Genomic DNA, 14,122 nt, shown 5'->3' on the forward strand with positions numbered 1-14,122 from the left:
GCTATTCTCCGACCGTTTGCCGCAAAGCCCGGCGCTTGTCCACCGTTACAGCAGGAGGACCACAATATGAAAACGCTCGCATTGACGACTTGCGCACTGCTCTTGCCGCTTTCCGCCTCGGCGCAACAAGCGCAGACCAACCGTTTCCAGCTTCAACGCACCGAGACCGGCATCGTCCGGCTCGATACCGAAACCGGCGCGATGACGCTCTGCCGCGACGAGAACGGCACGCTCGCCTGCCGCATGCAGCCCGACGAGAGGGCAGCCTACGAACAGGAACTCGACCGGCTGGCCAAACGTGTCACCGCGCTCGAGGAGCGGCTCAGCAACATTCCGCCGGACGCCTTGCCAAAGGCGCTGCCGAGCGATGCGGAAGTCGATCGCTCTTTGTCGATCATGGAGAAGTTCATGCGGCGCTTCATGGCGATCGTCGGCGAGTTCGCGGACGAACGGGAAGCCGATAAACCACAGCCCAATCGTACGTGATTCCCCGGACTTGTTTCGGGTCTGCGAGAGGTTTACAACTTTCTAAGATTCATTGGCACGACTATGCTCTTGGGAGGGGGCGTGGACATGCAGACACTCACGATCATCATAGCAGACGACCATCCTCTGTTTCGCGGCGCGCTCAGCCATTCGGTACGGGGTATTGCCGAAGAACTCGTGATCATCGAAGCCGGCGATTTCGACGCGGCTAGGCGGGCGGCCGAAAACAATCCCGAGACCGACCTGATGCTGCTCGACCTCGCCATGCCGGGGGTCAGCGGCTTTTCCGGACTGATGTCGCTGCGCGCCGAATTTTCCGGCCTGCCGATCGTCATCGTCTCGGCCAGCGACGATTGCGCCACCATCCGCCGCGCGCTGGAGCTCGGGGCTTCCGGCTTCATCTCGAAATCCTCCGGGCTCGACGATATCCGCGCCGGCATCCAGACGGTGCTGGAAGGCGACATCTGGGCGCCGAAAGACTATCTCGCCGGACCGGAAGAGGATTCGGGCCTCACCGAGATCATCGAACGGCTGAGGACCCTGACGCCGCAGCAGAACCGCGTGCTCTCCATGCTCGGCGAGGGGCTGCTCAACAAGCAGATCGCCTATGAACTCGGCGTTTCCGAGGCGACCATCAAGGCGCATGTCTCGGCAATCCTGCTCAAGCTCAATGTCGACAGCCGCACCCAGGCGGTGATCAAGCTCGGCAAGATCAACATGGCGCTGGTGGCCTGACAGGGCTGCGACAGGAACAGGATTTTATTCCTCTCATCCCTTTACGCGAGGCCGAGGTTCCGTTAAAATTCGGGGTGCGCGCGAGCCGGCAGCCCGCTGGAACGAGGCGCTCAAGGGTCCGGTCGATAGAGGTCTGACCGGTTAAGGGTTCTGATCGAGAGGTTCGCAGAGCGCTGGATTGTCCGGCTTTGTCTCGCGCACCGGTCACGGGTACGGACGACGATGCTGTCACATGAGACGATCTGGAGCGCGATCGATACGCTCGCCCAACGCCACCAGTTGACGCCCTCCGGGCTGGCGCGCCGCGCCGGCCTCGATCCTACCTCGTTCAACAAGTCAAAACGGCTCGGACCGGACGGACGGCTGCGCTGGCCGTCGACGGAATCGATCGCCAAGGTGCTCGAGGCGACGGGCGCCACGATCGACCAGTTCATGAGCTACCTGCCCGCCGTTCCCGGCCGCTCCTCGATCCCGGAAGGCAACTTCCTGCCGCAGAACGGCTCCATCCCGCTGCTTGGTTTTGCGCAGGCCGGTGCCGGGGGCTTTTTCGACGATGGCGGGTTTCCGGCCGGCCAGGGCTGGGACGTGGTGGAATTTCCGGTCGATCCGTCCCGCAAGGCCGGCGTCTATGCGCTGGAAGTCCAGGGCGAATCGATGATGCCGCTCTATCGCGACGGCGACGTGCTGATCGTCGAGCCCGGCGCGCAGGTACGCCGCGGCGACCGCGTGGTCCTCAAGACCAAGGAAGGCGAGGTCATGGCAAAAGTGCTCGCCCGCCAGAGCGCCCGGACCGTGGAGCTGCTCTCCCTCAATCCGGAACATCCGAACCGCACCTTCGACCTTTCCGACGTGGAATGGATAGCCCGCATCATCTGGGCGAGCCAGTGAGGGAGGGAGTAGGAAACTGCTCCTACCCGGCCAATCAATAAAGCCCGTTCGGGAAATAGCGCAGATAGATATCCTGCAGCCGGCCGTTGCGCGACAGGACGCTGAGCGCCTGGTCGAAGGCAGCGGTCAGGAGCGGGTCGTTCTTGCGGAGCATGATCGCAAGGCCTTCGCCGAGGAATTTCTCCGAGAGATAGGGCCCATCGAAAAGGGCGCAGCATTTCGCCGATCCTTCGCCTGCTACCCAGAAGGGTAATCTCAGGCCATCGGAAAAGGCTGCATCCACCTTGCCCGTCTTCAGGGCCTCCAGCGCCGCCTCGTAATTGTCGAACTGTACGGCGGCGATCTTCGGGAAAAATGCCTTCAGCATCAGCTCATGAGCGGTACCCCTGACGACGCCGACCGGTTTGCCGGAAAGCGCTGACGCCGTATCGCCGTCGATCCTGGCCTTCAGGTTGCGGGCGAAACGCGCCGGTACGCCCAGATAAGGCCGAGAGAAGGAAAACCGCTGACGCCGCTCCGGCGTCAGCGCCATGCCGGCCATGACCGCCTCGCCAGCGCCGCCTTCCAGGGCCTTTTCCAGCTCGCCGAAGGGCAGCGCCTGGATCTGGCACTTCGCCTCGATCTTCAGCTCGGCGCAGATTTCGCGGGCAAGATCGACATTGAAGCCGGCAAGCCTGCCGGTCTGGTCAGCGAAATTGAACGGCGGGAAATCGATGCTCGTCAGGATGCGGACCCGGATCACGGTGGAAAGGTCAGGCCGGGCAAGCCGCTCCTTGGCATCGAACATCAGGGGCAGCGGGCTGCCTTCGGCAGCCCGAGCCGGGACCGCGGCGGCAACAATCCCTCCGGTTAGAAGGCAAAGCCGGAGAAGACTGAAGAACCCCCTGATATTCGGGGACGCAATCATGGGATGCATCGCTATGATCCAGATCGGGACAGGTTGGGGCGTTCGCCGCAGGCGGTGTAGCAGAGACATGCGCTTGAGTGAATATCCGCCAGCAGCGCTGCCGGTTCAAGATGACACGCGGGACAATACCGCGTCGCCCGGAAGCCCGTCAGCCGACCACGGCAGCGCTGCCGGCGCTAACCGACAGGGCACGACGCGACGGGACCAGTATCGAGAGCGAGCTGTTTCACAGGGGCCAGATCGACGAAGCGGCCTATTACGGCGGCATGGCACCTTACCTTCGCCTGCCCTTCATCGCGGCGATCGATCCGGGCTCGGTCGCCGACATACCTAGGCTCGATAGCCAGTTGCACCGCCCAAACCAGATCAGGATCAACCATCTGCACAAGGCGCCACAGGCGGCTGTCGTGCCCGAAGCGGGGAGGCTTGCCGACCTCAAGGCCGCCTTGCTTGCAATGCCGCTGCTCGGGCAGGACCTTGCCATCACCGCTCCATCTGCGACCCGCCGGGCCGTCTGGAGATCAGGTGCGGCGCGGCGCGTGCGCGAGACGATCAACGGGCTGTTCGATGGTTCAGCCCCGGTTCTCGGCCCGCGCGGTGCTCTCATGCTCCCAGGGCCTTTACGCCGGTCTCGGATTGGCCGCCCTCCCCTCTCGACATCAAGCTCATCTGCGAGGCGGACGACCAGGACACGATCGCGGCGCTCACGTCATGCTTTCATCACTCAAAGCTGCCGCTCCCGCCACGCCTATTCACAAGGATAGACCTTCCGTCGTATCTACTCCGGCCAGGAGAAGCCGCCGCGACAAATGGCTAGGCCCGGTTATGATCCGCGGGTCGCGCGGCGGGAAGAAAGACATACGTGGACAATAAACAATCCAATATCAGGGCGGCGGCGTGGATGATGACATCCATCGCATTGCTCCTGCTCATGGCGGTCTCGGGCCGTGCCGTAACCCGCGAGATCGACGTTTTCCAGGTGATGGAAATGCGCTCCGTCATCGCCTTTTTCATGCTGTTGCCGCTTGTCCATCGCCAAGGCGGCATCAAGGCGATGCGAACGGACATTCTGCCGAGCCACATAGGCCGCAACGTTGCCCACTATGTCGGCCAGTTCGCCTGGCTGATGGGCCTTACACTGATCCCGCTGGCGCAGGTCATCGCCATTGAGTTCACCGCCCCCATCTGGGCAGCACTGATGGCCGCGGCCTTTCTCGGGGAACGGCTGACATGGCGGAAAAATGTGGCGATCCTGTTCGGTCTGGCCGGTGTGGCGCTGATCGTGCGCCCAGGCGCGGCGGTGCTCAACCCGGGGCACCTCATCGTGCTCGGGGCAGCCTTCGTGTTCGCCATATCCTTCATCACCACAAAGGCCCTGACACGTTCAGACAGCGCAACGAAGATCATCTTCTGGATGCTCGTCATTCAGTCGATCATCGGAATAGTACCGGCACTGAACGTCTGGGTCTGGCCATCTGCAACAACATGGCCGTGGATCTTCCTGATCGCGTTTACAGGTACATTCGCCCATTATTGCATGGCGAAAGCATTGTTCCATGCCGACGCCACGGTGGTAATGCCGATGGACTATCTGCGTGTGCCGTTGTCGGCCCTCCTCGGTTATCTCCTATATGCCGAAGCTATCGATAGTCTGACGGCGATAGGCGCGGGACTGATCCTTGCCGGCAATCTTTTCAACCTGCGCCGACCCAATGCCAACCGGATACAAGCCACTCCATCCTGATGGTCTTCGAGAAAAGCCCGCCGATTTCGCTGGATGCAACCGGATCATCGGCTCAATCGACGTGAGCGGTTTTAGCGGATGTCGCAGCTAATAACCGCACACGCCGTCGACCACAAAATCGTGCCAATCCTGCATCCAGGCGCCCCGAGTGCTCGCCTCGGGCTCAGCCGACGAGCCGACTACCGGGAACGCTTCCCCGTGCAAGAGCCATCAGCATCGGACCGACAGCAAACTCGCCTCTTTCCGTACGGCGGGTCAGATCACGCAGATAACCTCCGGCCGAGTTGATGTGCCCTCCCCTCTCGAGAATGCAGGCAATGACGGTCGCGGCATTTTCCCATCCCATCGCCATGCAAGCCTCCTCATAGGCCGAAGAACTGACGCCAAGCATGGTGCGGACAACGACCGCGGCTGCCATCAGGTCGCGCCAGTTGTCGATCCTCCCGCCTGGCCCGTAATCTGCGATCTGCGGGCAGGCCTGGAGCACAAGCCCGAGCGGAAAGGATTGCAGAGATCTCGGCGTTACGTTTTCGTTATGGCCTCTTTCCCGGCTTCGGTAGCCTTCGGGAGGCTCATTCCGCGGTTCACGATCGTTCGGCTGGGGTGCGTCACGCGTGATCTCAAAGCGCGGTTCAGATTCATAATTGTATTTAAGATTCGAATTCTGTTTGTGGCGCTCAATCTGAGACTCTCTGGCGTCGATTTTTTGCGTTTTTGCTCGGATTTCCAACAGGTTGATGATTTCCGAGCGCAACATCACCATCTCCTCCAGGAGGGGAGAGATGGTTTTGATGGTGGGGACACGCGGAATCCGCCCCACAAGTGTTCGGAACATGTCGAGGATCCTCCCCCAATCGCCGGGAACGCCTTCGTCAAAGGCTGCGGCGATCAGCTTGGCGACATCACGCCGGCAGATGGTGAGCCGGTCGCGGGTAATCCGCAACAATTCCCGATCGGCGACCACCTGGGCGGCCAGGCTCTCGATTTCGGCAGCACGCGCAAGAAGTGGTGCGAGGCTGAAGCCGAACGCTTCGTTGATCTCTCCCGCGCGGCTGCGACGGGCGTAACGTTTCCCGTTCGGGCTATCCTTGCGCAGGATCAGACCGGCATCGATGAGAACCGCAAGATGTCGCCTGAGGGTAGCAGGCGTCATTCCACGGGCGCGGAGAGAGAGCTGGGCGTTCGACGGGAACACCACGAGGCCTCTCGCCTCGGAAATTTCGTCGTCCGGGTAGAAGGTCAAGAGCGCGTCGAGCACCGTCAAGGCCCGATCGGTCACACCCAGCGATGGCCGTGCCTCGCAGACCGCTCTGAACAATTTCCATTTGTTACGGGTAATTCCAGGTTCGATCATCTCGGCGAGTTGTTGATTTGCCAACATGCCAAGCGACATCGCCCGCCGCCCGAAGGGCGTCGTCACATACCTACTCTCCATCTGCCTTCACTTTCGCTAAGGCAAAAGAAATCCGCACGCCCAAACGGCGCCTAAACTCTTGACAGTGATTCGAGGAAATGCGATTCTGGATTTGCTAAGATCTGAGAAGGGCTTCCACGACCATGTCGCTTGGGGGCCTTTTTCTTTTGCGGTTTACGCTCCTTTGTTCTGCTGGAATTCTGCAAAGAGGACTTCGAGCCTCTCCTGCACGAATTGATCGAACCCGGGCGCGGCCTTGTTGTCGAAAACAAAGGTGGCGCCCGATGCGGTTTTCTTGAACTGGACCGGGACTCCGGGAACTTTTGCGTTGACGGCCGGAGCCTTCGTAGCGGCCGGCCTTCTGGAAGCCAGCGTCAGCACCCGATGGAAACGTTCGTCGCTCGATAGCTGCTGCGAGTTGTCCGCGGACAACTCCGCCAGAATCCGGTCAGGCTCGACACTCTCAAGACGCTCCCCGAGCTCCAGCCAGCGCCTGCGTCCGATCTCCGGTGCCGCGCCAATGGCCGTAATCAGGGCGATGGGGACCTGCCGCGTCACGATCAGCATCTTGGAGAGCGCTGCCTTATCCACACCCAGCGCCGCCATGATGATATCGCGTGTAAAACCCCGCTGCTCGAGCCGCAAAGCGAAAAGCGCCCGCTCGATATAGGACAGATTGGTCCGGGCGTTGTTTTCCTGCCCTTGGCTGACCACCAGCTGATCATCGGTGAGTTCCCGCACCACGGCCCGGACACGGATGCCAAGTCTCTTGATTGCGGCCAGGCGCCGATGGCCGTAGGCAACCTGAAAGCGGCCTTTCGTCTGCGGATGCGGTCTCACCAAAATTGGCACCTGCTGGCCATGCTCGCGGATCTGCTCCACCAGCTCGTTCAGCTGAACGGCGTCGATCTCCAGCCGATCTTCGACGAAGGACGCGTCGACAAGGCCAGGATCGATCTCGACGACGATCTGGCCTTTGGCCAGCTGCCGTTCAAGATCGTTCGCCCGCTCGACCTTTTCAGTGATGTTTCCGAGCGTCTTGGTGATCCCGCCCACAGGTGCAGGATTGCGGGCTTGTGGCACAAATCCGGCGATAGGGCGATTATCCCTCGGTGCGACAGGCTCCAGGCGGGCCGAGGTGGACGAGGATATTTCGATGAGGTTCTTTCGTGCCATCTAATTACTTCCTTCCCCAAGTGGATCGGATATGGGCCTCGATCTCCGCGTTCACGAGATTGAGCGATTCCCACGCCCGATCGTAGGTGCCGCGGACGAACAACGACCTTTCCACTTCATAGAGCGTTTGCTTCGTTACGCCGGCATCGGCGATGGCAGTCGATTTCAGCATCGCATTTTGAAGCATGCGGTTGCCGAAGATCGCGCGCATGAAGCCCGTCATCTGGCTTTGCGGACCGTCATTGGGTTCGAATCTGGTGACGAGGTACCGCATCCAGTCGTAGCTCGTCCGGCCCCCTGCCCTTTCGACCACGGACATGAGTTCGCTGGTCATGGTCAGGAACTGGGACATCGACATCACGTCGAGCATTTGCGGATGTACGGTGATCAACACGGACGTGGCTGCGCACAGCGCCGACATCGTCAGGAACCCGAGCTGCGGCGGGCAGTCGACGACCACGACGTCGTAGAGACTTTCGATCTCGGTCAGCGCCTCGCCGATCCGCGCGAAGAACATCGTCTCCGCGGTTCCGGATGCCATCGCCTTCGGGGTCTCGTGCTCGAATTCCATGAGCTCGAGATTGCCGGGGATCAGATGAAGATTGGGGGTATAGGTCGCGCGTACGATATCGGCGATCGGCCGCGGATCTTCATAGCGGATTGCGCCATAGAGCGTCTCGGCCTCTCCGACGTCCAGTTCCGGCTGGTGGCCGAACAGCGCGGAAAGAGAAGCCTGGGGGTCGAGATCGACGGCCAGGACGCGGTAACCTCGCAAGGCCAGATATTGCGCCAGGTGCGCGGCGGTGGTCGTTTTGCCCGATCCGCCCTTGAAGTTCATGACAGACACGATCTGAAGCTTGTCGGCGCCCTTGCGGGCCGGGACATATTTCGGAGTTCCGTTGCGCTCGTCGAGAACCCGGCGGATCCGGTCCATATCCTCGGCCCCATAAAGGCGGCGCCCGTTGGCGAGCGGGTCCGGACCGTGCCCCTCGGCGGCGACCTGCCGGAGATAACCTTCGCCGATGCCGATGAACCCCGCCGCCTCGGCCGGGGAAAAGAACCGCATCGTCTTTTGGGAAAGAGGCGGGAAGATTTTAGCCTGGTGCTGCTGGAGCTGGTAGGACAGCTCCTGCGCGTCTGTTGCCAGAAGTGTAGGAAGATGCTCTTGATCGTCCTGGATAACGAGACTCGGCTGCATTTGTTGGTTTCCCGTTTAACTGCGCAATTTTCACAGAAAGCGCTTTAACTGCGCAGTTATATTATGCTCCGATTCGTTACCGATTTACAAACGCTTAACTAAACCGTCATTTTCGCGCGTTTTACCTGCGAATTGCGCCCGCTGAAGTATCCTCTGTGCCGTCTTCCTTGGTAGCAGCCGGCTGGGTTAGGAGACTCATGAGCGGAGTAGTCCGCGGACTACTCCGCTCATCGGTCGATCGGGAAGAGGGATAGTCAAAAGCCGGTCGTGAACCCATAAAGGGGGATGGCGCATCGGCAGCAGCGGTCGGTCCTTTCCAATCGGGCGCCTCTCAGATAACCTTGCGCAATGGACGTTCTGGACTGGTTTGGGCGCTGGTACGAAGCGCAGTGTGACGGAGCTTGGGAGCACGGCTTTGGCGCCTCGATCGACACTCTTGATAATCCTGGCTGGTCGCTGAAGGTCGATCTTGCAGGGACGGACTGCGATGGCCGGGCACTCGATCGGATCAGTCACAATTACGATCATCAGGTGGACTGGTGGACGTGCTGGGTCGAGGACAACGTGTTTTGCGGCGCCGGCGGCCCCCTTCACCTTCGGTCGCTTCTTGAGGCATTTCGGGACTGGGCAACGAGCGGCCGCCCATGATGTCGACAAGCACCTTGGTGCCGCAGCAAATTCTCACTCATCCGTCGCATGAGGCGATCCGCCCGCCTTCGAGTCGCGCGATCCAGCCGCTTTCGCCGAACAAGCCCGGAGATGTTCCTCGCGTGGTGATCGCCGCGTGTTGAGAGACATCTTTTTTTGTTCTGCGATCCAGTTCGGTCTGGCGTAAACTGTCCGGCGCTCGACGTCATCCACCACTCGCTCCAACCGCTTCGTGAGAAGGGGGGAAGGCGGGTCTCAGGATAGGATGACGGAGCCTCTCATCCGCGACCTCTGACGATGGGATCCTGGTGATCGGCAGGACTTCCGTTCGCGCTCACCAGTAGTCTGGGGCGGCAAAGGTGGGGAGACCATTGTCTGGGGCTCTTCCGAGTTGCGTTCGCAACCAAGTGGTTGTCGACGCACAAGGGCCATTCGATCCGGCCCAAGCTTGCCCCGTGGACAGGCACGCGATTGTTGCACACGAACTGCTCGGCCGCATTTGGCTGCGTCGCCATTCGGTCCCACAAGCTTGCCGAGAACGTCGTGGCAATGATCAATCGCCCCAATGCAGCTGTGGATGTGCTCTTGAGACTAGGCCCCGAAGAGAGTCATCCTTGCCACTGGTAGTCCGCGGACAACTGAAAAAACTGTCCGAGAGTCGTAGTGTGCGATCGCTACGAAGGACCCGGCTTCACGAAGCGCGGATCCAGGGAACGCGCAGAGGCCTGTTCGGTAATCCAAATGTCCCGTTGATGATCCGGGAGGAGGTGATGACGGATGATAAGGGGTGCAACGGCGTGGGGCCGAGAATGTCCCAGGACAGGCTGGTGGTGCGGGTGACGGGAGACTGCACGACTTTACCTCATCAGCGAATGCAGATCCGTAATGAAGGCCGCGGGCACGTGAGGCTGCTGGCGGTGTCGAGCCTCGAGCGAAACCGTCGCCGCGACCGGGGCGCAGCGACGTTCCAGCTGTCCGCATGCCCAGAGAGCGAATTGCCAAAGAGCCATGGCCATTTGGCCCAGTCTTTCGCAGGCTTCGCGTTGGCCATTCAGCGCCCGGAGCGGGAAGGGTTTGGCGATGAACGGAACCGCGTCCGAAAACCGACCTCGCCGATCAAGCCGGCAAGGGGCCGGTGGGCTTTCCGATGATCTCACGGACGAGATGAGAGCAGGGGGATTTCAAGCAACGGGTTCGATCGGCGAACTGAGGTCTGGAGGCGCGGCTTTGGTCGTCAAGGAACGGCAAGACGGGTCTCGCGCCAAGGATGGCAACCTCCACCCGGCAAGGGACCGCGTCGGTGCTCGTATGGCGAACCGCTCGAATGAAACGCCGCCAAGTCGATAAGTCCGCTATCGCCGCGTGCGGGTCCCTGCACGCCGGAGGATCTTCCCCGGCCCATTTTCAACGGCGGCAGGCAGGGGAGGGGCTGTAACTCGCTTGGGACGATGGAGGGTGAAACTGTCGCAAATCGTTATGACGTGCTCGGTTAGCGATGGGTCGACGAATCGAAATTTCATCCGCATAGTCCCTTTCCAGGATGAAATCGGATGCCAATGGATTGACGGCTTGCGATATGGCCTTCACGCAGGCGCCGGGACCGCCCAAAACCATCATTTTTCGGTCGACACACCGTGCGGTTTCTCCGGCTTTTTCGCCAGAAACCGCACTCGCTCTGTCTCCCTAGCTGAACTTGCCGCTGACCGCACCGCTGGCAATCAGGCGGGTCGTGCTGTGCTCAAGACTAGGCGCAGCCTTCAAACGCATCGATGGGCAACTTCAGGTATCGCATTCCGTTGGCTTCCGGTTCCGGAAGCCGGCCGCCATTGATGTTGATCTGCAGGGCGTGCAGGATCAGTTTCGGCATCGGCAGGCTGCGATCCCGCGTTTCGCGAAGGGCGACGAATGCCTCCTTGCCGGCAGACTGCTTGAGATGGATGTTCTCCGTTCTCTGCCGCTCCACCGTGCTTTCCCACTGCGGCTGCCGGCCGCCCGGCTGATAGTCATGTCCGACGAAAATCCGCGTATCCCCGGGCAGCGCCAGGATGGCCTGGATGCTTGACCATAGCGCACTTGCGCTGCCGCCGGGGAAATCCGCGCGGGCCGTGCCGCTGTCGGGCATGAACAGCGTGTCATGCACGAATGCGGCGTCGCCGGCGACATAGGTGATCGATGCCAGCGTATGGCCGGGGGAATACATGACGCCGACCTCGATGTCGCCGATGGAAAAGGTTTCTCCATCGCCAAACAACCGGTCCCACTGGCTGCCGTCGACAGGCAGGTCCGGCCAATTGTAGATCTGCGCCCAGATTTTCTGGACATCGATCACGTGAGCGCCGATCGCCGTCGGCGCGCCGGTCTTGCTTTTGAGATAGGCGGCGGCGGAGAAGTGGTCGGCATGCGGATGAGTGTCGAGGATCCATTGCAGGCGCAGGTCATGCCGGCGGACATGGTCCAGCAGGGCATCGGCGTTATGGGTCGCCGTCGAACCCGACTTCTCATCGAAGTCGAGAACCGGATCGATGATGGCGCAGGCCCTGGTTTGCGGATCGCTCACCACGTACTGGATCGAACACGTCCGCGGATCGAAGAATGCAGCGACCTCAGGTCTATGCATAACTGGCCTCCCGAAAATCCGATGCACGCGGAGAAAAGATCGCCCGTGCGGGATCGAACGTATAGAACTCGGTATAGGAAGCCGCATCCTGCGCCAGTTGCGCGACGGAGTGAAGGATGAACTGGACGGTCTCGTCCGAAAGCAGAACGCTCAGATTGAGCCGCGTAAAGCCCGGTTTTTCGATCTCGTTGCCGTTCAGGATTGCCTGCCTGATCCGCTCCGACGTCTCGGGATCGATCGACAGCAGCCGGTGCACATAAGGGCCTGCGCAGGCGCAGCCCCCGCGGGCCTGAATGCCGAACCGGTCGCTGAGCATGCGGGTGACCAATTGCTGATGAACATAACCACCCTTGCCGTCCCGGATGCGAAACGAGAATATCGGCAGGCGGTCCATCGAAAGGGACCCTAGGAGTTCGATCTGCGGCACGTTCTGCCAGGCGGCGAGCGCCCTTTGCGTGAAGAGGTCGTTCAGCCGCCGGATTTCCTCCAGTCCGATCGCATGCTTGACGAGGAAGACGAGTGCCGCACGGATGTCGCCGACGACATTGGGCGTTCCGGCTTCTTCACGGGCTTCCAGGCTATCGCTGTAATCGTGGCAGGTGGGCGACACGAATTTGACGGTGCCGCCGCCCGGCCACGACGGCTTGCTGGTGACGACGGCATCATGCCGGACGATCAGCACGCCGGAGGCGCCGGGACCACCGAGGAACTTGTGCGGCGATACCACGATCGCATCGATCTCGGCGCCTTGCTCCGGCGTCATCGAGATCGGCATGTAGGGCCCGGCGCCGGCATAGTCCCAGACGATTTTGGCGCCGGCCTGTTTCGCAAGCCTGGTGACGGCGGCGATGTCGGTCGAGATGCCGGTTATGTTCGATGCGGCTGAGAACGAGCAGATCGTCAGGTCGGCACCGGCGCCCTGAAGCGCCTCGTCCAGAAGGATAAGATCCGGACCGCCGCGGCTTCCTTCGGGAATTTCGACAATCTCCGCGCCGCTCTCGCGCCAGGGCAGGATGTTCGAGTGGTGTTCGTAAGGGCCGACGATCACGCAAACCCGCCGGCCGGCGGTGATCGCATCGGTAATGCCCAGCAGGTGGACGAGCCGATTGAGGCCGGCGGTCGCGCCGGATCCCGCAAAGATGGCGGCATGCCGGCTGTCTGCTCCGCAGCATTCCTTGATGACCGACCGCGCCTCACGCCGAAGGCGGGTCATCATTCCCCCGCAATAGGAGGCCTCCGTATGGCTGTTGGCGTAATAGGGCAGGACCTCGTCGAGCACAAACTGCTCGACCTGCCTGAGCGCCCGCCCCGAGGCGACATAGTCGGCGTAGACGAGATCCTTCAAGCCGAACGGCCCGTCGACTTTCGCCCTCGAACCGATCAATCCGTCTTTCAACGCGGTGATCGGATCGGCAACTTCGAGGCTGCTTTTGAACTTGCCGAGTACGGTGACGAGTTCCTTTGATGGATTGAGATCGGCCTGTTCACGCATCGTCGGTTCTCCAAACAGCAATTGACAGCGATTCTAATCTCGATCACGGTCTGAAAACTTCACCTATTTTTCAGGTAACGGGCAAAAATGCGGGTCACATGATCGATAAAGCTGTAAATTTTGATCATATTGATCTGAAAATCCTGACCTGCCTCCAGCGCAACGCCGCGCTGTCGCAGCGTGATCTGGCCGAGCAGGTGGGGCTTTCGCAAAATGCCTGCTGGCGCCGGCTCCAGCGGCTCCAGTCAAGCGGCGTGGTGGGCGGTACACGCGCCGAGGTCGATCTCGAGATGCTGGGCTTTGACCTGACGGTCATCGTGATGATCCGGACCCGTCACCATTCCAAGGAATGGTCGGAGGATTTCCGCAAGCATGTCGACCGGCTGCCGGAAGTCATCGATTTCTATCGAATAGGCGGAGACTGGGATTATCTGATCAAGGTCGTCACCCGCGGAATTTCCGGCTACGACGCCTTCTATCAGAAGCTCATCACCAATTTCGACCTGGCGACCGTGACCGGATTTTTCGCCATGGAGGCCATCATCCGCAATCGGGCCGTGGACCTGAGCCGCCTGAGGTAAACGCGCGAGGCCGACGGCCGGTCCCCTATCGGTCAGCTCAAGCCTTTCCTGCCTCGAGGCCAATCAGGCTATTTTTGCAGGTTCAGCAAATACCCGTTGCGGGTTGGATGCACCGGCGCGGTCTTCCGCTGCGAAGGAGCGCGAGACGGCGATGTATTTTAGTTAATTCGAAATTATCGATATGATGCGACATTCCGTCCTGACGATCGAGCCGGTCGCCGCTAAGCGCCTTTGGA

Annotated in this window: 13 protein-coding genes; 7 read left to right on the forward strand and 6 right to left on the reverse strand. The window is 60.8% G+C overall.

Annotation, left to right across the window (positions count from 1 at the left end):
* The first annotated feature begins 66 nt into the window (after positions 1–66).
* The 3 genes from ACZ9EJ_RS22240 to ACZ9EJ_RS22250 all read left to right on the forward strand — a co-directional run bounded on the left by ACZ9EJ_RS22240 (position 67) and on the right by ACZ9EJ_RS22250 (position 2,109).
* Positions 67–486: a hypothetical protein gene (locus tag ACZ9EJ_RS22240; RefSeq protein ID WP_046633015.1), complete on the forward strand. Its 420-nt coding sequence runs from the start codon at positions 67–69 to the stop codon at positions 484–486.
* A gap of 87 nt (positions 487–573) precedes the next feature.
* Positions 574–1,221, forward strand: a complete 648-nt coding sequence (locus ACZ9EJ_RS22245) for a response regulator (RefSeq protein WP_046633017.1) — start codon at positions 574–576, stop codon at positions 1,219–1,221.
* Between the two features lie 222 nt (positions 1,222–1,443).
* A complete protein-coding gene (locus ACZ9EJ_RS22250) occupies positions 1,444–2,109 on the forward strand; it encodes a S24 family peptidase (RefSeq protein ID WP_046633019.1) in 666 nt (221 codons plus the stop codon).
* A 34-nt stretch (positions 2,110–2,143) separates the two neighbouring features.
* Here ACZ9EJ_RS22250 and ACZ9EJ_RS22255 read toward each other — a convergent pair whose 3' ends face one another.
* Complete coding sequence (locus ACZ9EJ_RS22255) at positions 2,144–3,025, reverse strand: transporter substrate-binding domain-containing protein (protein ID WP_046633021.1); 882 nt, start codon at positions 3,023–3,025, stop codon at positions 2,144–2,146.
* Positions 3,026–3,093: 68 nt separating this feature from the next.
* On the opposite strand from ACZ9EJ_RS22255, the gene ACZ9EJ_RS22260 reads away from it, so the two are divergent.
* The gene (locus ACZ9EJ_RS22260) at positions 3,094–3,780 is read left to right on the forward strand and encodes a hypothetical protein (RefSeq protein WP_046640560.1); all 687 of its coding nucleotides are present in this window, start codon (positions 3,094–3,096) and stop codon (positions 3,778–3,780) included.
* 137 nt (positions 3,781–3,917) lie between these two features.
* On the forward strand, positions 3,918–4,760 hold the full coding sequence (locus tag ACZ9EJ_RS22265; protein WP_046633034.1) for a DMT family transporter: 843 nt from the start codon (positions 3,918–3,920) through the stop codon (positions 4,758–4,760).
* 163 nt (positions 4,761–4,923) lie between these two features.
* On the opposite strand, the gene repC is transcribed toward ACZ9EJ_RS22265, so the two are convergent.
* The 3 genes from repC to repA all read right to left on the reverse strand — a co-directional run bounded on the left by repC (position 4,924) and on the right by repA (position 8,548).
* Complete coding sequence (gene repC, locus ACZ9EJ_RS22270; protein WP_046633036.1) at positions 4,924–6,195, reverse strand: plasmid replication protein RepC; 1,272 nt, start codon at positions 6,193–6,195, stop codon at positions 4,924–4,926.
* 153 nt (positions 6,196–6,348) lie between these two features.
* The gene (repB, locus tag ACZ9EJ_RS22275) at positions 6,349–7,350 is read right to left on the reverse strand and encodes a plasmid partitioning protein RepB (RefSeq protein ID WP_046640561.1); all 1,002 of its coding nucleotides are present in this window, start codon (positions 7,348–7,350) and stop codon (positions 6,349–6,351) included.
* Positions 7,351–7,354: 4 nt separating this feature from the next.
* On the reverse strand, positions 7,355–8,548 hold the full coding sequence (gene repA / locus ACZ9EJ_RS22280) for a plasmid partitioning protein RepA (protein ID WP_046633040.1): 1,194 nt from the start codon (positions 8,546–8,548) through the stop codon (positions 7,355–7,357).
* 348 nt (positions 8,549–8,896) lie between these two features.
* Between repA and ACZ9EJ_RS22285 the strand changes: the two genes are divergently transcribed.
* The gene (locus ACZ9EJ_RS22285) at positions 8,897–9,196 is read left to right on the forward strand and encodes an immunity 53 family protein (RefSeq protein WP_046633042.1); all 300 of its coding nucleotides are present in this window, start codon (positions 8,897–8,899) and stop codon (positions 9,194–9,196) included.
* A 1,744-nt stretch (positions 9,197–10,940) separates the two neighbouring features.
* On the opposite strand, the gene ACZ9EJ_RS22290 is transcribed toward ACZ9EJ_RS22285, so the two are convergent.
* Together ACZ9EJ_RS22290 and ACZ9EJ_RS22295 are read right to left on the reverse strand one after the other, a co-directional pair.
* Positions 10,941–11,813, reverse strand: coding sequence for an MBL fold metallo-hydrolase (locus ACZ9EJ_RS22290; protein ID WP_046640562.1), 873 nt, complete (start codon positions 11,811–11,813; stop codon positions 10,941–10,943).
* Positions 11,806–13,305, reverse strand: coding sequence for an aminotransferase class V-fold PLP-dependent enzyme (locus ACZ9EJ_RS22295; RefSeq protein WP_046633048.1), 1,500 nt, complete (start codon positions 13,303–13,305; stop codon positions 11,806–11,808). The genes ACZ9EJ_RS22290 and ACZ9EJ_RS22295 overlap by 8 nt, the downstream gene beginning before the upstream one ends.
* A gap of 98 nt (positions 13,306–13,403) precedes the next feature.
* On the opposite strand from ACZ9EJ_RS22295, the gene ACZ9EJ_RS22300 reads away from it, so the two are divergent.
* Positions 13,404–13,886 carry an Lrp/AsnC family transcriptional regulator gene (locus ACZ9EJ_RS22300; RefSeq protein ID WP_046633050.1) on the forward strand — a complete coding sequence of 161 codons (483 nt, stop codon included), beginning with the start codon at positions 13,404–13,406 and terminating at the stop codon, positions 13,884–13,886.
* The last annotated feature ends 236 nt before the right edge of the window (positions 13,887–14,122 follow it).

The organism is Neorhizobium sp. USDA 3394 (genome assembly GCF_056280385.1).